General features: G+C 63.5%; 23 protein-coding genes. 12 read left to right on the top strand and 11 right to left on the bottom strand.

Annotation, left to right across the window (positions count from 1 at the left end; genetic code table 11):
* The first annotated feature begins 6 nt into the window (after positions 1 to 6).
* The gene (locus F6X61_RS11740) at positions 7 to 678 is read left to right on the top strand and encodes a GNAT family N-acetyltransferase (protein WP_153786773.1); all 672 of its coding nucleotides are present in this window, start codon (positions 7 to 9) and stop codon (positions 676 to 678) included.
* A 183-nt stretch (positions 679 to 861) separates the two neighbouring features.
* On the opposite strand, the gene oadA is transcribed toward F6X61_RS11740, so the two are convergent.
* A complete protein-coding gene (gene oadA / locus F6X61_RS11745) occupies positions 862 to 2,670 on the bottom strand; it encodes a sodium-extruding oxaloacetate decarboxylase subunit alpha (RefSeq protein WP_153786774.1) in 1,809 nt (602 codons plus the stop codon).
* Between the two features lie 11 nt (positions 2,671 to 2,681).
* Positions 2,682 to 4,097: an acetyl-CoA carboxylase biotin carboxylase subunit gene (locus F6X61_RS11750; RefSeq protein ID WP_153786775.1), complete on the bottom strand. Its 1,416-nt coding sequence runs from the start codon at positions 4,095 to 4,097 to the stop codon at positions 2,682 to 2,684.
* Between the two features lie 204 nt (positions 4,098 to 4,301).
* Here F6X61_RS11750 and F6X61_RS11755 point away from each other — a divergent pair, with 204 nt between their 5' ends.
* Entirely contained in the window at positions 4,302 to 5,249 is a 948-nt protein-coding gene (locus F6X61_RS11755) for a LysR family transcriptional regulator (RefSeq protein ID WP_167409846.1), read from the top strand.
* Here the strand turns inward: F6X61_RS11755 and F6X61_RS11760 are convergent.
* Both F6X61_RS11760 and hexR read right to left on the bottom strand, forming a co-directional pair.
* On the bottom strand, positions 5,191 to 5,409 hold the full coding sequence (locus tag F6X61_RS11760) for a PA3496 family putative envelope integrity protein (protein WP_125861177.1): 219 nt from the start codon (positions 5,407 to 5,409) through the stop codon (positions 5,191 to 5,193). The two genes, F6X61_RS11755 and F6X61_RS11760, sit on opposite strands and share 59 nt — an antisense overlap.
* A 277-nt stretch (positions 5,410 to 5,686) precedes the next feature.
* Positions 5,687 to 6,553: a transcriptional regulator HexR gene (hexR, locus tag F6X61_RS11765; protein WP_110995081.1), complete on the bottom strand. Its 867-nt coding sequence runs from the start codon at positions 6,551 to 6,553 to the stop codon at positions 5,687 to 5,689.
* A 103-nt stretch (positions 6,554 to 6,656) separates the two neighbouring features.
* Between hexR and zwf the strand changes: the two genes are divergently transcribed.
* A complete protein-coding gene (zwf, locus tag F6X61_RS11770) occupies positions 6,657 to 8,099 on the top strand; it encodes a glucose-6-phosphate dehydrogenase (protein ID WP_153786776.1) in 1,443 nt (480 codons plus the stop codon).
* A 117-nt stretch (positions 8,100 to 8,216) separates the two neighbouring features.
* The gene (locus F6X61_RS11775; protein ID WP_153786777.1) at positions 8,217 to 8,534 is read left to right on the top strand and encodes a hypothetical protein; all 318 of its coding nucleotides are present in this window, start codon (positions 8,217 to 8,219) and stop codon (positions 8,532 to 8,534) included.
* A gap of 21 nt (positions 8,535 to 8,555) precedes the next feature.
* Here F6X61_RS11775 and F6X61_RS11780 read toward each other — a convergent pair whose 3' ends face one another.
* On the bottom strand, positions 8,556 to 11,432 hold the full coding sequence (locus F6X61_RS11780; RefSeq protein WP_153786778.1) for a bifunctional diguanylate cyclase/phosphodiesterase: 2,877 nt from the start codon (positions 11,430 to 11,432) through the stop codon (positions 8,556 to 8,558).
* Positions 11,433 to 11,672: 240 nt separating this feature from the next.
* On the opposite strand from F6X61_RS11780, the gene uvrD reads away from it, so the two are divergent.
* The 3 genes from uvrD to F6X61_RS11795 all read left to right on the top strand — a co-directional run bounded on the left by uvrD (position 11,673) and on the right by F6X61_RS11795 (position 15,390).
* Entirely contained in the window at positions 11,673 to 13,856 is a 2,184-nt protein-coding gene (gene uvrD / locus F6X61_RS11785) for a DNA helicase II (protein ID WP_153786779.1), read from the top strand.
* Between the two features lie 161 nt (positions 13,857 to 14,017).
* Entirely contained in the window at positions 14,018 to 14,869 is an 852-nt protein-coding gene (locus F6X61_RS11790; RefSeq protein WP_153786780.1) for a Tim44 domain-containing protein, read from the top strand.
* Positions 14,870 to 14,982: 113 nt separating this feature from the next.
* The gene (locus F6X61_RS11795; RefSeq protein ID WP_153786781.1) at positions 14,983 to 15,390 is read left to right on the top strand and encodes an SMI1/KNR4 family protein; all 408 of its coding nucleotides are present in this window, start codon (positions 14,983 to 14,985) and stop codon (positions 15,388 to 15,390) included.
* 140 nt (positions 15,391 to 15,530) lie between these two features.
* On the opposite strand, the gene F6X61_RS11800 is transcribed toward F6X61_RS11795, so the two are convergent.
* The gene (locus F6X61_RS11800; RefSeq protein ID WP_153786782.1) at positions 15,531 to 17,291 is read right to left on the bottom strand and encodes a cation:proton antiporter; all 1,761 of its coding nucleotides are present in this window, start codon (positions 17,289 to 17,291) and stop codon (positions 15,531 to 15,533) included.
* Between the two features lie 325 nt (positions 17,292 to 17,616).
* Between F6X61_RS11800 and F6X61_RS11805 the strand changes: the two genes are divergently transcribed.
* Positions 17,617 to 18,102 (top strand): acyl-CoA thioesterase, encoded by a 486-nt coding sequence (locus F6X61_RS11805; protein ID WP_125861185.1) that lies wholly within the window; start codon positions 17,617 to 17,619, stop codon positions 18,100 to 18,102.
* Here F6X61_RS11805 and pdxY read toward each other — a convergent pair.
* Positions 18,099 to 18,971 carry a pyridoxal kinase PdxY gene (gene pdxY, locus F6X61_RS11810; protein WP_153786783.1) on the bottom strand — a complete coding sequence of 291 codons (873 nt, stop codon included), beginning with the start codon at positions 18,969 to 18,971 and terminating at the stop codon, positions 18,099 to 18,101. The two genes, F6X61_RS11805 and pdxY, sit on opposite strands and share 4 nt — an antisense overlap.
* Positions 18,972 to 19,090: 119 nt before the next feature.
* Here pdxY and F6X61_RS11815 point away from each other — a divergent pair, with 119 nt between their 5' ends.
* Complete coding sequence (locus tag F6X61_RS11815; RefSeq protein WP_153786784.1) at positions 19,091 to 19,483, top strand: DUF3301 domain-containing protein; 393 nt, start codon at positions 19,091 to 19,093, stop codon at positions 19,481 to 19,483.
* Here the strand turns inward: F6X61_RS11815 and F6X61_RS11820 are convergent, their stop codons facing one another.
* From F6X61_RS11820 to zigA, 3 genes are read right to left on the bottom strand one after another with little or no spacing between them, the layout of a single operon-like run.
* Positions 19,484 to 20,458, bottom strand: a complete 975-nt coding sequence (locus F6X61_RS11820; protein ID WP_153786785.1) for a GTP-binding protein — start codon at positions 20,456 to 20,458, stop codon at positions 19,484 to 19,486.
* Positions 20,459 to 20,497: 39 nt separating this feature from the next.
* Positions 20,498 to 21,130: a DUF1826 domain-containing protein gene (locus tag F6X61_RS11825; RefSeq protein WP_153786786.1), complete on the bottom strand. Its 633-nt coding sequence runs from the start codon at positions 21,128 to 21,130 to the stop codon at positions 20,498 to 20,500.
* Complete coding sequence (zigA, locus tag F6X61_RS11830; protein WP_153786787.1) at positions 21,127 to 22,335, bottom strand: zinc metallochaperone GTPase ZigA; 1,209 nt, start codon at positions 22,333 to 22,335, stop codon at positions 21,127 to 21,129. The genes F6X61_RS11825 and zigA overlap by 4 nt, the downstream gene beginning before the upstream one ends.
* A 114-nt stretch (positions 22,336 to 22,449) precedes the next feature.
* Here zigA and F6X61_RS11835 point away from each other — a divergent pair, with 114 nt between their 5' ends.
* Positions 22,450 to 22,827 (top strand): glutamine synthetase, encoded by a 378-nt coding sequence (locus F6X61_RS11835; protein WP_153786788.1) that lies wholly within the window; start codon positions 22,450 to 22,452, stop codon positions 22,825 to 22,827.
* Between the two features lie 25 nt (positions 22,828 to 22,852).
* Positions 22,853 to 23,740: a GTP cyclohydrolase FolE2 gene (gene folE2, locus F6X61_RS11840; RefSeq protein WP_153786789.1), complete on the top strand. Its 888-nt coding sequence runs from the start codon at positions 22,853 to 22,855 to the stop codon at positions 23,738 to 23,740.
* Here folE2 and F6X61_RS11845 read toward each other — a convergent pair whose 3' ends face one another.
* The gene (locus F6X61_RS11845; protein ID WP_153786790.1) at positions 23,741 to 24,268 is read right to left on the bottom strand and encodes a DUF3617 domain-containing protein; all 528 of its coding nucleotides are present in this window, start codon (positions 24,266 to 24,268) and stop codon (positions 23,741 to 23,743) included.
* A 129-nt stretch (positions 24,269 to 24,397) separates the two neighbouring features.
* Here F6X61_RS11845 and cls point away from each other — a divergent pair, with 129 nt between their 5' ends.
* Positions 24,398 to 25,837 carry a cardiolipin synthase gene (gene cls, locus F6X61_RS11850; RefSeq protein ID WP_153786791.1) on the top strand — a complete coding sequence of 480 codons (1,440 nt, stop codon included), beginning with the start codon at positions 24,398 to 24,400 and terminating at the stop codon, positions 25,835 to 25,837.
* Positions 25,838 to 25,873: the final 36 nt, after the last annotated feature.

Here is a 25,873-nt window from a genome sequence, read left to right on the forward strand (position 1 = left end):
CCGCCCATGACCGACGCATTGAACTGGAAACCCGCCGGTACGCCCAATGCCGCCCCCCTCGAAGGCCGTTTCATCCGCCTGGAGAAGCTCGACCCGGCGCGCCATGGCGATGACCTCTGGGAGGTGCTGCAAGGGCCAGGCTCGGACCCGGTGCTGTGGGACTACCTGCCTTATGGCCCGTTCGGCGAACGCGCCAGCTTCGACCGTTGGCTCGACGGTAACGCCGCCAGCCGCGACCCGCTGTTCTACAGCGTGATCGACCGTGCCAGCGGCCAGGTGCAGGGCATCCTCAGCTACATGTCGATCGTGCCGGAACAGGGCCGCTTCGAGATCGGCCATATCGCCTTCGGCGCGGCCATGCAGCGCACGCCCAAGGGCACCGAGGCGGTCTACCTGCTGAGCCAGCTGGGCTTCGCGCTGGGCAACCGCCGGCTCGAGTGGAAGTGCAACAACGCCAATGCTCGCTCCAAGCGTGCGGCAGAGCGGTTCGGCTTCGTCTTCGAAGGGGTGTTCCGCAATCACATGGTGGTGAAGGATCGCAACCGGGATACAGCCTGGTACTCGATTACCGATGCCGAGTGGCCGGCCGTGGCGGCGGGGTTCGAGCGTTGGTTGAGTGAGGAAAACCAACAGCCGCAGGGCCAGGTAGAAACCCTCGAGGCATGTCGCAAAGGCTGAAAAGTTGACTGGGGCAGCCGGCCTCTTCGCGGGTAAACCCGCTCCCACAGTACAGTGCAGGGCCTGAGGCTGGCGCGCTATCTGTGGGAGCGGGTTCACCCGCGAAGGGGCCAGCGAATTTAGCGCAAAAAAAGGGGAGCATTCGCTCCCCAGAGGTTAACCGCTTGTAGATGAAGGCTTATCTCAGCCTTCGATCTCGATCAGGATCTCGCCCGGGGTAACCCGGTCGCCCTTGGCCACATGGATGGCCACGACCTTGCCGGCGATCGCCGCCTGCACTTCGGTCTCCATCTTCATGGCTTCGGTGATCAGCACCGCTTGACCGGCCTTGACCACGTCACCTTCCTTGACCAGCACATCGACGATGTTGCCCGGCATGGTGGTGCTGACGTGGCCCGGTGCGCTGGCCTGCTTGCGCTTGCTGCTGCCACCGCCAACGAACTCGTTGAGTGGCTCGAACACCACTTCTTCCGGCATGCCGTCGATGGACAGGTAGAAGTGACGCTTGCCTTCGGCCTTGACGCCCACACCGGTGATGTCGACGCGGTAGGTTTCGCCGTGCACGTCGATGACGAACTCGGTCGGCACGCCTTCACCGCTCACCGAACCCACCGCGCCGGCTTCCGGAATCGGCAGCAGGGCTTCGGGGGTAAGGGTGCCGGCTTCGCGCTCTTCGAGGAACTTGCGCCCGATGTCCGGGAACATGGCGAAGGTCAGCACGTCTTCTTCACTGCGCGCCAGGGCGCCGATGTCACTGCGCAGCTTGGCCATTTCCGGCTTGAGCAGGTCGGCCGGGCGCACGTCGATCACTTCTTCGCTGCCGATGGCTTGGCGGCGCAGCTGCTCGTTGACCACACCCGGGGCCTTGCCGTAGCCGCCTTGCAGGTACAGCTTCACTTCGTTGGTGATGGTCTTGTAGCGCTCCCCGGCCAGCACGTTGAAGAACGCCTGGGTGCCGACGATCTGCGAGGTCGGGGTGACCAGCGGCGGGAAGCCGAGGTCTTCGCGCACCCGTGGGATCTCTGCCAGCACTTCGCCCATGCGGTTGAGCGCGCCTTGCTCCTTGAGCTGGTTGGCCAGGTTGGAAATCATCCCGCCCGGTACCTGGTTGACCTGCACGCGGGTATCCACGGCGGTGAACTCGCTCTCGAACTGGTGGTACTTCTTGCGCACGGCATAGAAATACAGGCCGATTTCCTGCAGCAGCTCCAGGTCCAGGCCGGTATCGAACTCGCTGCCCTTGAGCGCCGCGACCATCGACTCGGTGCCCGGGTGGCTGGTGCCCCAGGCGAAGCTGGAAATGGCGGTGTCGATGTGGTCGACGCCGTTCTCAACGGCCTTGAGCTGGCACATCGCGGCCAGGCCGGCGGTGTCGTGGGAGTGGATGAACACCGGCAGCGACTGTTCGGCCTTGAGTGCCTTGACCAGCTCGCCAGTGGCGAACGGGGTCAGCAGGCCGGCCATGTCCTTGATTGCCACCGAGTCGCAACCCATGGCTTCCATCTGCTGGGCCTGCTTCACGAAGGCATCGATGGTGTGCACGGGGCTGGTGGTATAGGCGATGGTGCCCTGGGCGTGCTTGCCGGCGGCCTTGACCGCCTCGATGGCCACACGCAGGTTACGCACGTCGTTCATGGCGTCGAAGATGCGGAATACGTCGATACCGTTGACCGCAGCCTTGGCGACGAAGGCTTTGACCACGTCGTCGCTGTAATGGCGGTAGCCCAGCAGGTTCTGGCCGCGCAGGAGCATCTGCAGGCGGGTGTTGGGCAGTGCGCTGCGCAGCTTGCGCAGGCGCTCCCACGGGTCTTCCTTCAAGAAGCGCACGCAGGCGTCGAAGGTGGCGCCGCCCCAGACTTCCAGCGACCAGTAGCCGACTTTGTCGAGCTTGTCGCAGATCGGCAGCATGTCTTCGGTGCGCATGCGGGTGGCCAGCAGGGACTGATGGGCGTCGCGCAGGATCGTGTCGGTAACAAAGATTTTCTTGGACATTATTCGGTTCCTCACAGGCCTGCGTGGGCGGCGATGGCGGCGGCGATGGCCAGGGCCAGCTCTTCGGGTTTGCGCTTGATCGAGTAGTTGGTCAGTTCAGGGTGGCTTTCGACGAAGCTGGTGTTGAACTGGCCGCTACGGAATTCCGGGTTGCGCAGGATTTCCTGGTAATACGCGGCGGTGGTCTTCACCCCCTGCACGCGCATGTCGTCCAGGGCCCGCAGGCCGCGGTCCATGGCTTCTTCCCAGGTCAGGGCCCACACCACCAGTTTCAGGCACATGGAGTCGTAGAACGGTGGAATGGTGTAGCCGGTGTAGATCGCCGTGTCGGTGCGCACGCCCGGGCCGCCGGGGGCGTAGTAACGGGTGATCTTGCCGAAGCTGGGCAGGAAGTTGTTCTTCGGGTCTTCGGCGTTGATGCGGAACTGCAGGGCGAAGCCGCGGTGCTGGATGTCTTCCTGCTTGATCGACAGCGGCAGGCCCGAGGCGATGCGGATCTGCTCGCGGACGATGTCGATGCCGGTGATTTCCTCGGTGATGGTGTGTTCCACCTGCACCCGGGTGTTCATTTCCATGAAATACACCTCGCCCTCGGCGAGCAGGAACTCCACGGTACCGGCGTTCTCGTAGTTCACCGCCTTGGCCGCACGCACGGCCAGATCGCCGATGTAGGCGCGCTGCTCAGGGGTGAGCTGCGGGCTGGGGGCGATCTCGATGAGCTTCTGGTTGCGACGCTGGATCGAGCAGTCGCGCTCGAACAGGTGCACCACGTTGCCGAAGCTGTCGCCGAGAATCTGCGCCTCGATGTGCTTGGGGTTGACGATGCATTTTTCCAGGAACACTTCTGCCGAGCCGAAGGCCTTGGTGGCTTCGGAAATGACCCGGGGGAAGTTCTGTTCCAGCTCCTCACGGCTGTTGCAGCGGCGGATGCCGCGCCCGCCACCGCCGGAAGTGGCCTTGAGCATCACCGGATAACCGATGCGGTCGCCTTCCTGCAGGGCTTCATGGATGTCGGCAACGTTGCCTTCAGTGCCCGGGGTCACCGGCACACCGGCCTGGATCATGGTGCGGCGCGCTTCGGTCTTGTCGCCCATGCGGCGGATCACGTCAGCGGCCGGGCCGATGAACTTGACCCCGCGTTCGGCGCAGATCTCCGCCAGTTCTGCGTTTTCCGACAGGAAACCATAGCCCGGGTGCAGGGCATCACAGCCGGTTTCCACAGCCAGGTTGACCAGCTTGCGCGGGTTCAGATAACCGGCCAGGGGCTCGGCACCAATGCTGTAGGCCTCATCGGCGCGCTTGACGTGCAAGGCGTGACGGTCGGCGTCGGAGTAGATCGCCACAGAGCGAATGCCCATCTCGGCGCAAGCGCGCACGATTCGAACTGCGATTTCACCCCGGTTGGCGATCAGGATTTTTTTTATCACTGGAGTCTTCCCAAAGCCGTAGGAACAGACGATCCGGTTTTACCGGTCGGCGCGTGACCAGACGTCGCTGGCCAGTCGCACAATCACCCTAGCGCTGTAGGTCGATAAACAAAAATCAATATTTGTTAGGGCCAGTATTAGCAAAGGCTTATAGTTCGGTAACAAGGTTTTGCCAAAACAGGTGAAAAGATGCGTAAGTCATTGATGCGTATGACATTGCGTCAGTTGCAGATCTTCAATGAAGTGTGTGATTTGCGCTCCTACAGCCGGGCGGCCGAGGAAATGGCGCTGACGCAACCCGCCGTAAGTCTACAGATACGTCAGCTCGAAGAACTGGTGGGCCAGCCGCTGTTCGAGTACGTCGGCAAGAAGCTCTACCTGACCGAGGCCGCAGAAGCGTTGCAACGCGCCAGCCGCGACATCTTCGGGCGCCTGGAGAACCTCGACATGCAGCTGTCGGACATGCAGGGCTCACTGCAGGGTCAGCTGAAACTGGCGATCGAATCCAGCGCCAAGTACTTCGTGCCACACCTGTTCGCCGCCTTCAAGCAGCGCCACCCGGAGGTCAACCTGACCTTGACGGTGGTCAACCGGGCCCAGGCAATCAGGCGCCTCTCGGACAACCGCGACGACCTGATCATCATGTCCATGGTGCCTCAGGACATGGGGCTGGAGTTCCTGCCCTTCCTCAACAACCCGATCGTCGCCGTGGCGCCGCCGGACCACCCTCTGTGCAAGCTCCAGAGCCTGCGCCTGCAGGACCTTGAACCTCATACCCTGCTGGTCCGCGAGCAAGGCTCGGGCACGCGCAAGGCCTGCGAGGAGTTCTTCAAGGACAAGCGCGTGCACTTCACCCAGACCCTGGAAGTCGCCTCCACCGATTCGCAGCGTGAATGCGTGGTGGCGGGCCTGGGTATAGCCCTGCTGACCCGCCATGCGGTCAACCTGGAACTGGCCACCGGCCTGCTCAAGGAGCTGCCGGTGGAGGAGCTGCCGCTGTACCGCAGCTGGTGCATCGTGCAGGCCAAGGCCAAGCGCCAGTCACCGGTGGCCCTGGCGTTCCAGGCATTCATCCGCGGCGAACGTGCGCAGATCAGCGCGCTTGTTGAGCGTTTTTCGGGGAAGTTGCCGCCGATACCTGCCACACCGTGATGTCCTGCAGCTCGGGGTAGTCGGCCAGCGAGCGCAGCAGTTCGCGGCGGTCGCAGTAGCTTTCGATCGCGCGGCGGAATTCCATGCGGCGCTGGTCCTTTTCCTGCTGCTTGCGAGCCTTGGCGTTGGGTTGGTACGAGCCGTCGTGTTCACGTGCCATTGCCTGTCTCCCAGATAGGATGGAGGGGAGTTTCAGACTGGCGCTGCAGGTTTACGGTTTGGCGGTGGAAGGGTGACAGATTCGTGAATTTTCGCTGGCTTTACCAGCCATATAACGGACCTGGACCGCTCCCATAGGTCTGGCGAATGGGCTTGAAATCAGCGCCTGTCCTGTGGGAGCGGCTTTAGCCGCGAAGCAAGCGACACGGCGCATGGCACCGGCTTCGCCGGTGTTCGCGGCTGAAGCCGCTCCCACAGAGCCGGTGCCGCTTCAGAAGTCAGTCGTCTGTAGCCTTGATCGACTTGGGCGACAAACGCAGGCTGCGCAAGCTGCGCTTCACGCTCTTGAGGTGGTTGACCAGGCTCGGGCCACGGGCCATGGCCACGCCCATGGCCAGCACGTCGATCACCACCAGGTGAGCGATGCGCGACGTCAGCGGGGTGTAGATTTCGGTGTCTTCGTGCACGTCGATCGCCAGGTTGACCGTCGACAGCTCGGCCAACGGTGTCTGGCTGGGACACAGGGTGATCAGGTTGGCACCGCTCTCGCGCACCAGGTTGGCGGTGATCAGCAGGTCCTTGGAGCGCCCCGACTGCGAGATGCACACTGCCACGTCACCCGGCTTCAAGGTCACCGCCGACATCGCCTGCATGTGCGGGTCGGAATAGGCCGCAGCAGTGAGCAGCAAGCGGAAGAACTTGTGCTGGGCGTCGGCGGCCACGGCGCCGGACGCGCCAAAACCATAGAACTCCACGCGCTGCGCCTGGGCCATGGCACTCACCGCCTGCTGCAGAGCCTGCGGGTCGAGGTGCTCACGCACTTCCATCAGTGTGTGCAAGGTGGTGTCGAAGATCTTCAGGCTGTAGTCGGCAACCGAGTCGTCTTCATGGATGGCGAACTGGCCGAAACTGGCCCCGGCGGCCAGGCTCTGCGCCAGCTTGAGCTTGAGGTCCTGGAAGCCCGAACAGCCGATCGCCCGGCAGAATCGCACGATGGTCGGCTCGCTGATCCCCACGTTGTGCGCCAGGTCGGCCATCGAACTGTGCATGACGGCAGCCGGATCGAGCAGCACGTGGTCGGCCACTTTGAGTTCCGATTTGCGCAACAGGTGGCGCGATTGGGCGATATGTTGCAACAGATTCACGGTCTGGACTCGGTTATGATCGGCTGGCCGGGATGTAGCTTTCTTGTAGTTATACTACATGCTCGCCAACCCGCCCAGTTAAACGAACGTGGAGAGTGGTGGTTTGACTATACCTTGCGACATCCTGGTCTTCGGCGGCACCGGCGATCTGGCCCTGCACAAGCTGCTTCCGGCGCTCTACCACCTGTATCGCGAGGCCCGCCTGCACAATGCCGTGCGGATCATCTCCCTGGCCCGCCGCCCGTTGCCGCGCAACGACTACGTCAAGCTCGCCGAACGCCACTGCCGCGCTCAGATCGCCCGCCAGGACTTCGACGAGGAGGTCTGGCAGCGCTTCTCGGCGCGCCTGGACTACTTCCCCATGGACGCCGCACAAAGCGCCGACTTCGGCCGCCTGGCGCGCTACCTGGGCGAGCCCGGCGGGCTGACGCGCATCTACTACCTGGCCACCGCGCCCCAGCTGTTCGTGCCCATCGCCAACCACCTGCGCATCGCCGGCCTGGCCGACCACGAAGCGCGCATCGTGCTGGAAAAGCCCATCGGCCATTCGCTGGAGTCGGCCACCGCGATCAACGAAGCGATCGGCGCAGTGTTCGAAGAGTCCCAGGTGTTCCGCATCGACCACTACCTGGGCAAGGAAACAGTGCAGAACCTCATGGCCCTGCGCTTCGCCAACGCCCTGCTGGAGCCGGTGTGGCGCAACAGCCAGGTGGACCATGTGCAGATCAGCGTCTGCGAAACCCTCGGTGTGGAGAGCCGCGGCGCCTACTACGACCGCGCTGGCGCCACCCGCGACATGTTGCAGAACCACCTGCTGCAGTTGCTGTGCCTGGTAGCCATGGAGCCGCCGGCACAGTTCGACGCCGAAGCCGTGCGGGACGAGAAGGTTAAGATCCTGCGCGCCCTCAAGCCGATCACTGGCCAGGACGTGCAGGACAAGACGGTGCGCGGCCAGTATGGCGTCGGCAAGATCGGCGGCCAGGAAGTACCCGCCTACTATTTCGAGAAAGATGTCGACAACGACAGCGATACCGAGACCTTCGTCGCCGTCCAGGCGCACATCGACAACTGGCGCTGGGCTGGGGTGCCGTTCTACCTGCGCACTGGCAAACGCATGGCCAAGCGCTCGTCGCAGATCGTCATCCAGTTCAAGCCGGTGCCCCACGAACTGTTCAGCGGCGGCCAGGTCAACCAGTTGCTGATCCAGCTACAGCCGGACGAGCACATCAGCCTGCGCATGATGACCAAGAGCCCCGGCAAAGGCATGCGCCTGGCACCCGTCGAGCTGGACCTCAACCTCGCCCAGGCGTTCGCCCAGACCCGCCGCTGGGACGCCTACGAGCGCTTGCTGCTGGATGTAATGGAAGGTGACTCGACGCTGTTCATGCGCCGCGACGAGGTCGAGGCGGCCTGGGCCTGGATCGACCCGATCCTGCAGGGCTGGGCAGAATACTTCCAGGCGCCGCGGCCCTACCCGGCCGGCAGCAACGGCCCGGAACAGGCCAACGGCCTGATTGCGCGCCAGGGCGGGCACTGGCACGGCTGAAGGGGAAGCGCCGGGCGTCGCGCAAGCATTTCCCTCTGATACCCGCGGCCGAAACCACCGACTCTTGCAACCGAGACGACACAGTCCGTGTCGCAATGATCAAGTAGGAGTCGCTACATGAAAATCGAAACCGCCGGTTGGGTTGCGCAGAACGACAAGATGCCGGGCAACGCTCGTCTGCGTGTCTACGGCACCGTCACCGTCGCCCACCCTGGCGTTCAGCCAAGCCTGGCCCTGCGAGCCCTCCAGGACAAATCCTTTGCCCTGGCCCTGGAGCTGACCCTGCAGACCCAGGATGGCATCTACCCACAGGTGGTCACTGACAAGGCCGTAGCCTTCGAAATGCCGGGCGACCACAGCATCATCCCGAAAGTGGATATTTTCCATGACGGCAAGCTGCTCACCAGCATCACCGATATCATCGACACCCATTGATTCGACCGAAGCCGCCTACGCTTACCTCGCCAGGTGAGTCGTGGGCCGCTCCAGCAAGGCCTTGAACGCCCCTGCGTCCACCGGCCGGCTGATCAGGTAACCCTGGACTTCGTCGCAGCCATGCTCACGCAGGAATGCCAGTTGCTCCAGGGTTTCCACCCCCTCGGCCACCACTTGCAGTTGCAGGCTCTTGGCCATGGCGATGATTGCCCGGGTGATGGCCGCATCCTGGTTGCCGTCGAGCAGGCCGCGTATGAATGCCTGGTCGATCTTCACGTAGTCCACCGGGAAGCGTTTCAGGTAGCTGAGCGATGAATAGCCAGTGCCGAAGTCGTCGATCGCCAGTTTGACCCCCAGTTCATGGAGCTGCTCGAAAGTGGCGATGATGTGCTCGACGCTGTCCAGCAACTGGCTTTCGGTGAGTTCCAACTCCAGCAGGTGCGGCGCCAGCCCGGACTCCTGCAGCACCTGGCGCACCAGGCTGACCAGCTTGCCCTGACGCAGCTGGTACACCGACAGGTTGACCGAGACCCGCACTTCCAGCCCCTGGCGCAACCACTCGCAGGCCTGCCAGCAGGCTTGGCGCAACACGAACTCGCCCATCGGCGCGATCAGCCCGGTCTCTTCCGCCAGACCGATGAATTCGCCCGGCGGCACCATGCCCCACTCCGGGTGCTGCCAGCGCACCAGCGCCTCGGCTGCATGCATCTGACCGGTGCGCAGGCACAGCTTGGGCTGGTAGTGGACCCGCAACTGCCCTTCGTCGATGGCCTTGCGCAGCTGGTTCTCCAGTTGCAGGCGCTCCAGGGTGCTGGCGCGCAAGCTCTCGGTGTAGAACTGGAAACTGTCGCCGCCCAGGTGCTTGGCGTGCTGCTTGGCCATGTCGGCCTGGCTGACCAGCGCATTGAGGTCGAAAGTGGCATCCGAAAGCACGCTGATACCCACCGACGCGCTGATCACGACTTCATGCCCACCCAGGCGCTGCGGCACCCGCAGCTTGTCGAGCAGGCGCGTGGTGACCCGCACCAGGCTGGACAGGTTGGTGTAACCATCGAACAGGATGGCGAACTCGTCGCCCGACAGGCGCGCCACGGTATCGGCCTCCGGTACCGCGTTGGCGATCCGCTGGGCCATCTTCTTGAGCAACTGGTCGGCCAGCTCATGGCCGAGGCTCTCGTTGAGCAGCTTGAAGCGATCCAGGTCGACGTGCAGCAAGGCCAGGCTGCGCCCGTTCAAGCGTATGCGCTGGGTGGCTTCGTGCAGGCGCAGGCGGAACAATGCCCGGTTGGCAAGCCCGGTCAGATCGTCGTAGTGCGCCAGGTAGCGCAGGCGCTCCTCTGACTCGCGGCGAGCTGAAAGATCGGTATAGAAGCCGACGATGTTGGCGATGCGGCCGCGCGCATCGCGCACGCTGTTGAGCTGCAACCACTGCGGGTAGAGCTCGCCGTCCTTGCGCGCCTCGACCAGTTCGCCCTGCCAGCGCCCCTGTTGCTCCAACGCCTGATCGATGGCCTGGCTGTGCCGCCGTGCATCGCGGCTGCAGGGCAGTTCCAGGGCGTTGCGAGCGATCAGCTCGGCACGGCCGTAGCCGGTAACGTCGCAGAACGCCTGGTTGACCGCCAACAACTGGAAGCTTGCGTCGAGGATCGCGATGCCTTCGCTGGCAGCCTCGAATACCGTGGCTGCCAGGCGTTGCTGTTCTTCCTGCTCCTTGTGCGCGGAGATATCACGGCGGGTGCCGAGCATGCGCACGACCTTGCCGTCGACATCGCGCTCCACCGCCCGGCCGCGGTCCTCGATCCAGCACCAGTGGCCCTGCACATGGCGTACCCGGTACTCGACCCGGTAGTCCTCGGTGCGCCCCTTGAGATGCTCGACCAAGGTGCGCCGCAGCAGTGGCAGGTCATCGGGGTGCAGCCGGGGCTTGAGGTCGGCGCGGACCGAGCGGACCTGGTCGGCATCGAGGCCGAACAGGGCATGCAACTGGGTGTGATGAACCTCGTCGCTTTCCAGGTTCCAGTCCCACAGGCCCAGCTCGCTGGCCTGCAGCGCCAGGGCCAGGCGTTGCTCGCTCTTGCTCAGCGCCTGGTTGGCCAGGTCCAGCTCATGGCTGCGCTGGGCCACGCGTTGTTCGAGGCCGCCATGGGCCAGGCGCAACTCGTCCTCGGCCTGGCGGCGTTGGCGCACCTCGGCGCTGAGCTGGTGGTTGAGGTCCTCGGCGTGACGCTGTGCGCTTTGCAGGTGCTCGATCAATGCCTGGTTCTGGAAGCGGCGCAGCAGGCCGCGCTCGATCAGCCGATTGACCTGCCAGGCCACCACCATCAGGGCGCCCAGCAGGATCAGCCCCAGCCAACCCCAACCACGCTGGTGGCCGGCGTCATAAACGAACAGGAAAAGGGTCGGCGGCAACAGGCAGGGCAAGGCGAAACTCAGGAATGCCGGCAGGCTGACGGCATAGGCAACGCTGGCCGACAACGCCGCGGTGCCCAGCAGGCCGAATACCCAGGCCTGTTGCTCGAAGTTGTCCACAGGTACCAGGGCAATTGCCGCGCTGGCCAGCGTCAGCCCGCTGAAGGCGGACCCGGCGAGGAACATGCGTCGCCAGTTCGGCCTGGCCTGGCGCGATGGGGTCGCCGCCTCGAACGCCGCCACCTGGATCACCCGCAGGGCGACCAGCGCCAGCAGCCAGGCCAGCCATACGCTCACCAGCAAATAACGCGCAGGGCTCCACAACAGCCAGGCGCAGAGCGTGCCGGTCAGCAGCATGAACAACGTGGGCAACAGGGAGCCCTGGTAGAGCAGGCGGGTGCGCTCGATAGACAGCTGAGTGGCGAATTGCCTGCGAACGCTCCGTGTCGTCTCTGGCGATGCTCCGATCGCCATGCAATCCTGGGTCATAGGGCTGGTTTCTTGTTGTGTTTTTGTTATGGCAGACCACAAATGTGCAGGGAGAATACACAAGCACCGCGCCGGACCAAACTGCTCTGGGTCATGATTTTGAAATTGTCCCGCCCGTCCAAATGCGACCGCTCAACCACGCTGGCTGGCGAGCCATGCCGATGAACGGTAAATCGCCCGTCTGACGATTAGCGTCGGCGGCGTTTGCCCCTGCCCCCTGCCCGGCCCTAGAATGGCCGGATGCGCAATGACGACCTCTCCCTCCTGCTGAACTCCCTCAACGACGCTCAACGCCAGGCCGTAGCGGCCCAGGTCGGGCGGCAATTGGTCCTGGCCGGTGCCGGCTCGGGCAAGACCCGCGTGCTGGTGCACCGTATCGCCTGGCTGATCCAGGTCGTAGGGGCCTCCCCACATTCGATCCTGTCGGTGACCTTCACCAACAAGGCGGCGGCGGAAATGCGCCAGCGGATCGAACAACTGCTGGGTATCAACCCGGCCGGCATGTGGGTAGGCACGTTCCACGGCCTGGCCCACCGCCTGTTGCGGGCGCACTGGCAGGAAGCGGGGCTGGTGCAGAACTTCCAGATTCTCGACAGCGACGACCAGCAGCGCCTGATCAAGCGGGTGATCCGCGAGCTCGGCTTCGACGAGCAGAAGTGGCCGGCGCGCCAGGTCCAGTGGTTCATCAACGGCCAGAAGGACGAGGGCTTGCGCCCACGCCACATCCAGGCTGGCGGCGACCTGTACCTGACCACCATGCGCGACATCTATAGCGCCTACGAACAAGCCTGCGAGCGCGCCGGTGTCATCGATTTCGCCGAGCTGTTACTACGCGCCCTCGACCTGTGGCGTGACCAGCCCGGCCTGCTCGAGCACTACCAGCGTCGCTTCCGGCACATCCTGGTGGACGAGTTCCAGGATACCAACGCCGTGCAGTACGCCTGGTTGCGCCTGCTCGGCGCCGGTGGCGACAGCCTGATGGCGGTGGGCGACGACGACCAGTCGATCTATGGCTGGCGCGGCGCGAAAATCGAGAACATCCACCAGTACACCAGTGACTTCCCTGACGCCGAAATGATCCGCCTGGAGCAGAACTACCGCTCCACCGGTGGCATCCTCAAGGCCGCCAACGCCCTGATCGCCAACAACAGCGGGCGCCTGGGCAAGGAGCTGTGGACCGACATGGGCGAGGGCGAGCCGATCACCCTCTACGCCGCGTACAACGAGCACGACGAAGCGCGCTACGTGGTCGAGACCATCGAAAGCCTGATCAAGCAGGGCAACGCGCGCAACGAAATCGCCATCCTGTACCGCTCCAACGCCCAGTCGCGGGTGCTGGAAGAGGCCCTGCTGCGCGAACGCATTCCCTATCGCATCTACGGCGGCCAGCGCTTCTTCGAACGCGCCGAGATCAAGAACGCCATGGCCTACTTGCGCCTGCTCGAGGGCCGCGGCAACGACGCCGCCCTGGAACGGGTGATCAACGTGCCGCCGCGCGGCATCGGTGAAAAAACCGTCGAGGCCATCCGCGACCATGCCCGCCACAGCCAGGTGTCGATGTGGGAGGCGATGTGCCAACTGCTCGCCGCCAAGGCCCTCAAAGGCCGCGCCGCCAGCGCTCTGGGCGCGTTCATCGAGCTGATCGAGCATCTGGCTGCCAAGGTGCTGGACATGCCGCTGCACCTGATGACCCAGACGGTCATCGAGCAGTCCGGGCTGATCATCTATCACCAGGAAGAAAAAGGCGAAAAGGGCCAGGCACGGGTAGAAAACCTTGAAGAACTGGTCAGCGCCGCACGCAACTTCGAGACCAGCGACGAAGACGCCGACCTGACGCCGTTGTCGGCGTTCCTCGGCCACGCCTCGCTGGAGGCCGGCGACACCCAGGCCGACGAGCACGAAGACAGCATCCAGCTGATGACCCTGCACAGTGCCAAGGGCCTGGAATTCCCCTACGTGTTCCTGGTGGGCATGGAAGAAGGGTTGTTCCCGCACAAGATGAGCCTGGAAGAGCCTGGCCGTCTGGAAGAGGAGCGCCGTCTGGCCTACGTGGGCATCACCCGGGCCATGCGCCAGCTGATCATGACCTACGCCGAGACCCGTCGCCTGTACGGCAGCGAAACCTACAACAAGGTGTCGCGTTTCGTACGCGAAATTCCAGCCGGTCTGGTTCAGGAGGTACGCCTGTCGAACTCGGTCAGCCGCCCGTTCGGCGGCGCCAAGGCCCCGGCCAGCAACCTGTTCGCCAACGCCAATATTCCGCAGACTGCCTTCAACCTCGGCCAGCGGGTGCAGCACGCGGTGTTCGGTGAAGGCGTGATCCTCAACTTCGAGGGTTCCGGCGCGCAGGCACGGGTGCAGGTGAACTTCGCCGAAGGCAGCAAGTGGTTGATGCTGGGGTATGCGAAGCTCGAGGCTATCTGAGCCAGATCGCGGGGCAAGCCCCGCGATGATCTACCAGGCCTGGTACATCGACACTCGATGCCTGTCAGGCAAAAGCTCGAAACATCTTGTCGCTAGCCATGGTCACAGGTTCATGTGCACCATGACGCGCGTGCAATCCACAAAATGGGAACCCCCAACTTATGCAACGTTTTCTTAGCATCGCTCTGGCGCTCTGCGTCGGCTTGACGCTGAGCCTCGACGCCAACGCCAAGCGCTTCGGTGGCGGCAAGAGCTCGGGCGCAGCGCCCATGCACCAGACTCGCCAGGCCGCACCGACCACCCCTGCCGCCGCACCGACCGCTCCAGGCCGTGCGCCGGCCGCCGCCAGCGGCGCTTCGCGCTGGCTGGGCCCTCTGGCCGGCCTCGCCGCCGGTGGCCTGCTGGCTTCCATGTTCATGGGTGACGGTTTCCAGGGCATGCAGATCATGGACTTCCTGATCATGGGCCTGATCGCCTTCCTGGTGTTCCGCTTCATCGCCGCGCGCCGTCGCCAGCAACAGCCGCAACACGCTGCTGCCGGCCACGCCCCGTACCAGCGCGAAGCCCAGCCGCAGGCCGCCCCGCAGTCGATCTTCGGTGGTTCCGCCGCGCCAGTCGCCGCCTCGCCGACCATCAACGCCCCGGCCTGGTTCAACGAAGCCAGCTTCCTGTCCGCCGCCCGTTCGCACTTCCAGTCGCTGCAGCAGCACTGGGACGCCAACGAGATGGACAAGATCGCCGAGTTCGTCACCCCACAGATGCTCGACTTCCTCAAGCGTGAGCGCGCTGAGCAGGGTGAAGGCTTCCAGTCCACCTACATCGACGACCTCGATGTGCAGCTGGAAGGCGTCGACGACCGCGCCGACAAGACCATCGCCACTCTGACCTTCCGTGGCGTGTCGAAGACCTCGCGCTTCGACCAGGGCGAGGCTTTCAACGAGAGCTGGCACATGGAACGCGCCCAGGGCGAAAACCAGCCTTGGATGCTCGCCGGTATCCGCCAAAACGGTTAACCCGCGCACGTTGCACAAAAACCCCGGGCCTGTCCCGGGGTTTTTGCTTTTGCCGGAGTCGGCTACTAGGGTATAACGCGCAGCGTTGTCATCAAGGCTAGAGGATGTGAACCGTGGAAGAAGTGATCGAACAACTGCGTGAAGCCAACGAGCCGGTACCGGTACCGCTGGAGCTGCCCGACGAAGACCAATTGGTCGAGATCGAGGAACAGCTGTTCATCAACATTCCGTTCGTGTTCAAGGAGTTCCTGCTGACCGTCAGCGATGTCGTGTACGGCTCGCTGGAACCTGTGACCGTCACCGACCCGCAATCCCATACCTACCTGCCGGACGTTGCCTCCAATGCCTGGGACGCCGGTGTACCACGTGACCTGATCCCCCTGTGCCAGGACGGCGACGACTACTATTGCGTAGAGGAAGACGGCACCGTTGTACTCTGGGAAGGGGAAGACGAAGCCATTGGTGAAGACAGCTGGGAATCGGTGTGGCACTGGGCACGGGATGTCTGGCTGGAAAGCTGAATGAGAAATACCCGCATAAAGTAATGGCTCATGGCCATTGAATACCCGTAAAATCGCCAGGCTTTCTGCGCCTGGCGACATCGCTACCGCTCCATCCCCTCGGACGACGATGAAATCTCGCGCAGAGAGCGTTCCCTCACTCAGTGCGAATGATCGCGGTTGTTCTCGAGCGTCTCCAGCAAGGCGATCTGCATCCGCGTATGCACGCGGATAAACCAGCGCCAGAGCAACGCCACCACCCCCGCCGCCACCACCGCAATGATCAACAGCAGCTCGCTGGTTGGCAGGATGCTTGCCGACAGTGCCGACAGCAGCAGGAAAATCACCAGCAACGACAGCAGCGGGATCACTTCGGCGACCACCCTGCGCACACGTTGCGTGTGCCGCCCGGCCATCTCCGGTTTGACCCCCATCTCTGCCAGCAACATCGACAGCGCCTTGAGCTTGCGGTACGCCGCAATCAGGAACGGCAGCGACAGCAGCAGCGCCGCCCCCCAGATCAGGGCCTTCTGCTGGCTGACATCCGCCACCCACTCGCCGAGCCATTCGCCGATGCGCCCGGCGAAATAACCGCCACTGAAGAAGATCGCGATCACCAGCGCCAGGTTGACCCCTACCTGCAACAGGATTCGCCGGATCATCGCCGCCAGCATCGCGCCCTCGCCCTGGGGCTGGATGCTGCGCAACCACTCGCCATACAGCGACAGCACCCGTGACAGGCGGCTCGGCATCACCTTGCCCAACTTGATCGACAGCGGGTCGGCCGCACGGATCAGGTAGGGCGTGAGCAGCGTAGTGATGGCCGACACCGCCACCGCGACCGGGTACAGGAAGTCGCTGGTGACCTGCAGGGTCATGCCCAGCGCCGCGATGATGAACGAGAACTCACCGATCTGCGAAAGGCCCATGCCCACCCGTAGCGAGGTGCGCCCGTCATTGCCGGCGATGAAGGCGCCCATGCCGCAGGAGAGCATCTTGCCCAGCACCACTGCCAGGGTGATCACCACGATGGGCCAGGCGTACTCGAGCAGAATCGAGGGGTCGATCATCAGGCCGATGGCGACGAAGAAAATGGCGCTGAACAGGTCGCGAACCGGCTCGATCAGACGCTCGATCTTCAGCAACTGGCGCGATTCGGCCATGATCGCGCCGATCAGGAAGGCCCCCAGCACCATGCTGTACTCGAGCTTCACCACCAGCAGGCAGAAACCGAAGCACAGCCCCAGTACCGTGATCAGCAGCATTTCGTTGCTTTCGAATTTCGCCACATAGGCCAGCAACCGCGGCACCAGCAGGATACCGATGACCAGCGCGACGATCATGAACAGCGACAGCTTGCCCACCGTCGAGAACACTTCCCCGGAACTGACCGTGCCACTGACGGCGATGCCCGACAGCAACGCGATGATGCCGATGCCCAGGATGTCCTCGACGATCAGCACGCCGAAGATCAGCTGGGCGAAGCGCTCGTTCTTCATCTTCAGGTCATTGAGCGCCTTGACGATGATGGTGGTCGAGGAAATGGCCAGGATCGCCCCAAGGAACAGCGAGTCCATGGTGTTCCAGCCGAACCAGCGGCCGATCTCGAAGCCGATCCAGATCATCAGCACGATTTCCAGGAACGCGGCGATGAATGCCGTGGCCCCGACCTTGAACAGCTTGCCCAGGCTGAACTCGAGGCCCAGGCAGAACATCAGGAAGATCACCCCCAGTTCGGCGAGGGTCTTGATGGTGTCTTCGTCGTGGATCAGGCCGAAAGGAGGGGTGTGCGGGCCGATGATGAAGCCGGCAACGATGTAGCCCAGCACCACGGGCTGCTTGAGACGATGGAAGAGGATGGTGACCACCCCGGCGACCAGCATGATCACCGCCAGATCCTGGATGAAGCTGATGGCATGCATGGCGCGAGTACTCCTTGTGTCGATGCACGTGGCGAACCACTCCTCCGTCGGAAACGTCTGACGCAGAAAGCAGGCACATACTGTTGCAATAGATAGAAAAGCCCACGTTGCATGGGCCCCGTCAGGTTAACATCGCGCCTTGCCGCAAAATGCCGATGCAATATGCAGAAACAGATCGGCCGAACCGGCGCCGCTGATGGCAAGATCGGCGTGACGATGGAGCGTCAGCCGACGTCCCGTACCAGGATGGGAAACCTCTATGAGGGGAACAGAAGTGTCAGCAGATACCAGCCCCGCTTCAGCGCAACTTCACCGTGAGCTCACTATGGAACCTGGAAACGCCCAGTTGACTATGACCGTCCTGATGACACCGGACATGGCCAACTTCTCTGGCAACGTACACGGCGGCACCCTGCTCAAGTACCTCGACGAAGTCGCCTACGCCTGCGCCAGCCGTTATGCCGGCACCTACGTGGTCACCCTGTCGGTGGACCAGGTGATTTTCCGCGAGCCGGTGCACGTCGGTGAGCTGGTGACCTTCCTGGCGTCGGTCAACTACACCGGCAATACCTCGATGGAAGTGGGCATCAAGGTGGTCACCGAGAACATCCGCGAGCGTTCGGTACGCCATTCCAACAGCTGCTTCTTCACCATGGTCGCAGTGGACGACGATCGCCGCCCGGTGAAGGTGCCGCCGCGCCAGCCGCTCAACAGCGAAGAGAAGCGCCGCTTCCTGCAGGGCCAGCAGCGCCGCCAGATCCGTCAGGAACTGGAGCAGCGCTATCAGGACCTGAAGACCGACGCGAACTAAAAGGCCAGGCGCTGCGCCTCGAAGCGCACGCGCGGATGGGCAATGCGGTCCTGGGCCCGTACCAGTTGCAGTTCGTAGCTGGCGCTGGCCTGGGTTTCCAGCAGCACCTCATGCACCGCGGCCGCGGCGAACTCAAACGCCTGCACCCAGCTGTCGCCGAGCAGCACCCGAGCCAGGAACAGACCTGAGGTGAGGTCGCCCACCCCCACCGGCTGACGCGGGAAGGCCAGCAGTGGGCGACGCAGGTGCCAGCTTTCCTTGGCCGTCACCAACAGCATCTCGAACGCATCCTCCGCGCGCCCCGGATAACTCAGGTGCTTGACCAGCACCACCTGCGGCCCACGCTCCAGCAGCCCACGGGCCATGCCGACGCAATCTTCAAGGGATTGCGCCTTGCGCCCGCAGAAGCTGTCCAGCTCCAGCTGGTTGGGGCAGAGGATGTCGGCCTGGGTGGCGGCCTGCTCGAGCAGGAATTCGCTCACCTCGGCGGGTACGATGCAGCCTTTCTCGGCGTGGCCCATGACTGGGTCGCACAGGTACAGCGCCTTGGGGTTGACCGCCTTGATCCGCGCGACACCGGCCAGGATTGCCCGCCCTTGCTCGGCACTGCCCAGGTAACCCGACAGCACGGCATCGCAATGGCCCAGTTCGCCGATGTTGGAAATGCCTTCCACCAACGCAGGAATTTGCGCTGGAGCAAGCACTTCCCCCGACCACTGTCCATACTGAGTGTGATTGGAGAACTGCACGGTGTTGAGTGGCCAGACGTTGACCCCGACCCGTTGCATCGGAAACACCGCGGCGCTGTTGCCGGCATGTCCAAAGACCACGTGGGACTGAATGGCGAGCAGATGCGGTGTACGTTTCATGCAGGACGATTCCGAAACTGTGTGAACAAATGTGCGGCCCGCAGTATGAACCCGAATGCCATCTGTACGACAGGCCGGCGGCCCTTTAAGCTGGCTCGACCTGTCTGGAGCTTACGCAAATGCTGACCCTCGAAAACATCTTCGTCCTGATGCTGGTGGCGTCCGCTGGCGCCTGGCTATGGCACAACCACGGGCTGCGCGAAAAGGCCCTGGCGCGGGTGAAACAGCATTGCGAAAAGCTCGACCTCGAGCTGCTGGACGACGCCGTGGCGCTCAAACGCATCGCCTTCGTGCGTGACGCAAATGGCCGCAAGCGCCTGGCACGCATCTACAACTTCGAATTCACCGTCACCGGCGAACAACGCCATCCGGGCACCGTCACCCAGTTCGGCGCGCACAGTGTGCAGATCGAGCTGGCGCCCTACCCCTTCGAGATCAAGACCCCGCCACGCACCGACAACGTCATCGAGATGCAGCAGTGGCGCCAGGAGCACAACCGCTGGCACAACTGATCAGTCACCCAGTCGGCAGGCCGCCAGCGCGGCTTGCAGCTCGGCCAATGGCTGGGCTTTTGCGAAGATCAATTCCAGACGTGAATCCCTGCGCCACTCGCTTGGCTGCCACTCGGGCTCGTGGCCTTCAAGGCCGTTGAATGACTGCCAGCCCTGCGGGCTGTGGATAACCCCTTTGGCCCGGCGCCATGGCCAGGCATGCAAGAAGGCGTTCAACTGCGCGGGATCTAAACGCTGACTGGGGTGCCAGCGCCAGCCCACACTCCAACCCCCTTCACCCTCACTGGCCTGGCACATCGGTTCGGATGGATCTATCCACAGCGCTGACGACGCGGCGCTAGAGTTGCCCACAGGCAACCGCTGCAACGCCGCCTCGGCGTCAGCGGCTGTGGAAAAACCGGGTAAGCGGTCCAACGGCAATGCACCATGATCCGTCCATATCCCCGGCAGACCGTGGAATCGCTTAGTTATCAACAGGCGCTTGGCTTCATCCACAGATGCCGACTTGTTGAAAACCAATAGTGCGGTTGCCGATAAAGCCGCCTGCTGCGCTTCAGGCAGCGGTTGCTCCTTGGCCAGTGCCTGGGCATCCAGCACCATCAGCAGCGGCTGCACGGCCAGCACTGCCTGCCACGGCGCCTGCCCCAGCTGCTGCAGCAATTGCTGCGGGTGGCCCAGCCCAGAGGGCTCGATGAACAGCCGATGCGGGCGCGCCTTGCGCAACAAGCGGCCAAGACCCACCTGGAACGGCATGCCATTGACACAACACAGGCAGCCCCCCGCCACTTCACCGATGGCAATGCCATCGTCATCACGCGCCAGAAGTGCCGCATCCAGGCCGATCTGCCCGAACTCGTTGACCAGCACCGCCCAGCGTTCGTTGGCCGGGCGCTGCGCCAGCAGTTGGCGGATCAGGCTGGTCTTGCCGGCGCCCAGTGGGCCTGCGATTACATGGGTGGGAATGTTCTGCAGCATAGGTAGGTATCAGGCAAGTGCGTGGCCCACTATGCCCCGTCAGGCCAGCCAGTCAAGGCTGAGCAGCAGGCGTCGCTCGCCGGGCGCCGTCAGCGGCGAGCGGTGGATAAGGCCTGCCCCTTCGTTGCCAAGCCATTTCTCGCCCTTGAGCAGCGCCACGTCACCCGCCGCCAGCTGGCGAATGTTATCCACAGCGGGTTGATCGAGTTGCAACCTTGAACGGTCTATCGCGCCCTCCTCCAGCCATTGGCTGGCGCTGCCGGCATAGGTGGTGAGCAGGCGCACCGGCACGTTATCCACATGGAAACGCGGGCACATCGCGCCATCCAGTACCCGCAGGCGCAAGCCGATGCGCCGTGCACCAAGCAGGCAGGTGTAAGCCGCCACCAGCCAAGCCACATCGGCGACGAAACCTTCGTAGCCATGCAGATCGGCCGCTTCCCGGAGCAGCCCCGCCAGCTGTGGCGGCTGCTGCTCGTCGACATCGATCACCCGCTCGTCCGCCAGTGTCTGCCCGAGGCTCAGCACCAGCGCACAGAAATCCTCGACCTGGGCCGGCAACTGGCGCTGCCAGACGGCCAGGTTGACGCCATCCTTGAGCACGTCCGTCATCACCTTGGGTGACGGCCCGAAGACCTGGCAGATATCCACAACCTGGGCCGCGAGCTTCATGCCGCCTGCTCCTCGATCCAAGGGCCGAACGGGTCTGCCAGCTGTAGCCAGGCCATGGGCCCCAAGGCCATTTCTTCCTCGCTCAGCAGGCAGGCGTCCAACGCTGTGGATAACTGCGCAAAGTCGATGTTCTGGCCAATGAACACCAGTTCCTGACGGCAGTCACCGGTGTCCACCGACCATTGCTTGAGGATCGCCGCCCTATCCGCTTCATCTTGCGGCCATTGCTCGCGCGGAACGAAGCGCCACCAACGCCCGGCCAGGCCATGGCGCATCATGCCGCCCGCCTGTGACCAGCTACCGGCCTCCTGGTACTTGCTGGCCAGCCAGAAAAACCCTTTTGAGCGCAGCAGCCGCCCATTGCTCCAAGGCGTGTTGATAAAGTCGAAGAAGCGCTGCGGGTGAAACGGCCGACGGGCCTGCCAGGTGGTCGCGGCGATGCCGTACTCCTCGGTTTCCGGTACGTGCTCACCGCGCAGCTCCTGCAGCCAGCCCGGCGCTTGCGCCGCCTGATCGAAGTCGAACAGGCCTGTATCGAGGATGCGCGACAGCGCCACCTGGCCCATGACCATCGGCACGATCTGCGCCCGGGCATTGAGGCTGCGCAGTATGGCGATCAACTCTTCACGTTCGTGCTGGCCGATCAGATCGATCTTGCTCAGCAGCAACACATCGGCGAACTCGACCTGCTCGATCAGCAGGTCGCTGATCGAACGTTCATCCTCTTCACCCAAGGTCTCGCCGCGGCTGGCCAGGCTGTCGGCAGCCTGGTAGTCACGCAGGAAGTTGAGCCCGTCGACCACGGTGACCATGGTGTCCAGCCGCGCCATGTCCGACAGGCTGCGGCCTTGTTCGTCACGGAAGGTGAAGGTCTCGGCCACCGGCAGCGGTTCGGAGATCCCGGTCGACTCGATCAACAGGTAATCGAAGCGGCCCTCACGCGCCAGGCGCGCAACCTCTTCCAGCAGGTCTTCACGCAGGGTGCAGCAGATGCAGCCGTTGCTCATCTCCACCAGTTTTTCTTCCGCGCGGTTGAGGCTGACGTTGCGCTGCACCTCGCTGGCGTCGATGTTGATTTCGCTCATGTCGTTGACGATCACGGCAACCCGCAGGTTATCGCGGTTGCGCAAAACGTGATTGAGCAGCGTGCTCTTGCCGGCGCCGAGGAAGCCGGACAGCACGGTGACAGGAAGACGGTTGGGCATGACGGACCTCATCGGGCAGGCGCATTCGAAACGATGCATTGCGTCATGTTATATTATAACAATACAATTTCGCCAAGCCGTCTCGACCGAAGGGTTGCCTGGAGTGCCTCATCGATGAAATTGCCCCGCGCCAGCGCGTTGCTGCTGATTGCCCTGCCGGCCTCTTTACTGGCCATGCCCCGCACCGACCTGGCGCTGTGTACGCGCAGCGCCACGCTGTTGGCCTGCCAGGACAGCCAGGGCAACTACTACAGCGTGCGCAGCGCAGGCAGCACCTTCTACCTGCGCGGTTACGAAGTGCAGGGCAAGAGGCTGTGGGCACAAACCAACAGCCGCTACGGCGCGCTCACCTTCTTCACTGGCCTGGCCAGCGATGGCGAAGCCTGGGTCGGTTACAGCCGGCGTGTCGGCTGGACCACCCTCAATCGCGTCTCGAGCTCCAGCGGCCAGCGCTTCGATCTGCACTGCAGCCTGCTCGGTGGTTGCCGTTGAGCCCTACTTTTTCAGGACACCTTTCATGACCAGCCTTAGCCTTTCCCTGCCCGACATCGCCACGCAAAGCAGCCAGCACAGCCTGCCGCTGGACTGGGTAGGCATGTGCGGTATCGCCCTGCCGCTGCAGGTGGAAGGTCACAGCCTGAACGCCCATGCCAGCGCAGGGGTCAGCCTGGACGACGATGCGACGCGTGGCATTCACATGTCGCGCTTGTACCTGGCGCTGGAAGCGCTCGAACACCACCCCTTGAGCCTGCCGCTGATTCGCCAGACCCTCGAGCAGTTTCTCTCCAGCCACCAGGGCCTTTCCAGGGCCGCCTACCTGCGGCTGGAGTTCGATCATCTGCTCAAACGCCCGGCGTTGATCAGCCCGCTGGCCGGATGGAAACGCTACCCGGTGCGGCTCGATGCACAGCTCAAAGATGAAATGTTCCACGTGGAACTATCCGTAGATATTCCCTACTCCTCCACTTGCCCCTGCTCGGCCGCACTGGCCAGGCAGTTGATCCAGGCGCAGTTCGACCAGGACTTCGCCAACCAACCGCTGGACCGGGACAGCGTGCGCCAATGGCTGGGCAGCAGCAGTGGCATCGTCGCCACACCTCACAGCCAACGGAGCACGGCCAAGCTGCAGGTGCGGCCAGGCGCTGATGCGTGGCCACTGACTGAGTTGATCGACCAGGCTGAGCAAGCGTTAGGAACAGCCGTGCAAACCGCCGTGAAGCGTGCCGACGAACAGGCCTTCGCTTTGGCCAACGGGCAGAACCTGATGTTCTGTGAGGACGCCGCGCGGCGCCTGCACCTGGCGTTGCGCCAGTTGCCGTGGGTGAGCGCGTTCAGCGTGCGCGTGGAACATGCAGAGAGCCTGCATGCCCACGACGCCGTCGCTGTCAGCCGCTGGCGGTGGTGATCAAGTACGGGGTTTGACGGTGCCGCAGTCGTTGCCCAACCATACCGCCCGCGTGTCCATGCTGCCCTGCTGCTGCACACCCGATGCGTTGAAGGTGCCGTTGACCTTGGTCAGGAACTCCTTGTCGCTGAGGAAGGTGGCCTGGCCTTGCCCTTGGGCTTTCGGACAACTGAACTGGAACTTCCAGACATTGCCGGTGCGGTCGGTGATCTTCTGGGTGCAACCCGACTGAGGGTCTTGCAGCGGGATATCGTTGGTCTTGACCTGCTCCGGGGTCAGGCACGAACGCACGCCCTTGCCACCCACGCTGATCCCTTGCTTGGCCAAGGCGCCTTCCATCATCGCCCGCTGCTCCGGCGGCAGATTCTTCAACTGGCCGAGCATGAACTGCATGTCGGGTAACGGCTTGCCATCGACCTGCATGTTGCTGGTGGTCAGCTCCCACAGGCCGGGTTGCAGCATCTGCGCGTGAACCAACGGGCTACCCAGGCCCACGACCAGGGCAAGCAGTGGCAGACGAATCTTCATGGATGAAAGCTCCTCGAATTACCGGCTCCGGCCGGACTGTGCCGTTAGACGTCATTTTCCCTTGCAGGTTGCAGCCACCCCCACGAACGTGGTCTGTTAAAGGCAGTGCTCACGGCAAGCAGGATGCGTATGGATTATCACAGCCCCTACTTCTTCGGTTACGTGCTCGGCCTGATTCATCTGCTCGGCATCATCGCGGCGTTGCATGCCGTGTTCACCGTGCGTACAGCCCAAGGTGCGATCGCCTGGGCCATGCCGCTGTTCTTCATCCCCTACTTCGCGCTCATCCCCTACCTGATCTTCGGTGCCCGTTCGTTCTATGCCTACATTAACGCCCGACGTCAGGCCAACCAGGAGATGCACGTGGCCATGGCCAATCTCAACTGGCGGCCATGGGTGGAGGAAGCCCTGACCGCGCGTGAGTCCGACAGCTATGCGGCCCTGCGCGCCATGCCCAAGCTGGGGCGCATGCCGTGCCTGGCCAATAATGAGGTGAAGCTGCTGATCGATGGCGAAGCCACCTTCAAGGCGATCTTTGCCGCCATCGACCAGGCCCGTGACACCGTACTGGTGCAGTTCTTCATCATCCACGACGACGGGCTCGGCCGAGAGCTCCAGCAGTTGCTGCTGCGCAAGGCGGCAGAAGGCGTAAGGGTCTTCGTGCTTTACGACCGGGTCGGCAGCCACGCGCTGCCGGCCAGCTACAGCCAGGTGCTGCGCGACGGCGGTGTGCAGATACAGGCTTTCGCCACCCGCCGCGGCTTGTTCAACCGCTTCCAGGTCAACTTTCGCAACCACCGCAAGATCGTCGTGGTGGATGGGCTGCTGGGCTTTCTCGGTGGGCATAACGTGGGCGACGAGTACCTCGGCGCGCACCCGCGCCTGTCGCCGTGGCGCGACACCCACGTGCAGATCAGCGGCCCGGTACTGGCCTGCCTGCAGGAGTCGTTCGCCGAGGATTGGTACTGGGCCACGCGCCAGCTGCCGCCGCTGATCCTGCCGGACACCTACCCTGAAGATGGCGTGCTGTGCCAGGCCCTGGCCAGCGGCCCGGCCGACCCCCAGGAAACCTGCGCGCTGTTCTTCCTCGAAGCCATCCACTCGGCCACTCGCCGGGTCTGGATCACCAGCCCGTATTTCATCCCCGACGAAGCGATCTTCGCCGCCCTGCGCCTGGCCGTGCTGCGCGGCGTCGATGTGCGCATCCTCATCCCCTCACGCCCCGACCACCGCATCGTCTATGCCGCCTCCAGCCTGTTCGCCTTCGAGGCGGTGCGCGCGGGCGTGCGGATGTTCCGCTATCAACCGGGGTTCCTGCATCAGAAAGTGGTGTTGGTAGATGATGAGGTCACGGCCATTGGCAGCGCCAACCTGGATAACCGTTCCTTCCGCCTGAACTTCGAGATCACCCTGCTCACCGTCGACCGCGCCTTCGCCGACCAGGTCGAGCAGATGCTGGTGAACGACTTCGAACAGGCCAGGGAGATCACCGCCGAGGACAGCCGCGACACCCATCGCCTGCAGCAACTGGGGATGCGTATCGCGCGTTTGATTTCGCCGATCCTGTAGCGCCTCGGCGTGCCGCACAGGGGCACGCCGGGCAGC

Origin of the sequence: Pseudomonas sp. EMN2 (assembly GCF_009650555.1) — a bacterium.
GTDB classification, from domain to species: Bacteria; Pseudomonadota; Gammaproteobacteria; order Pseudomonadales; family Pseudomonadaceae; genus Aquipseudomonas; species Aquipseudomonas sichuanensis.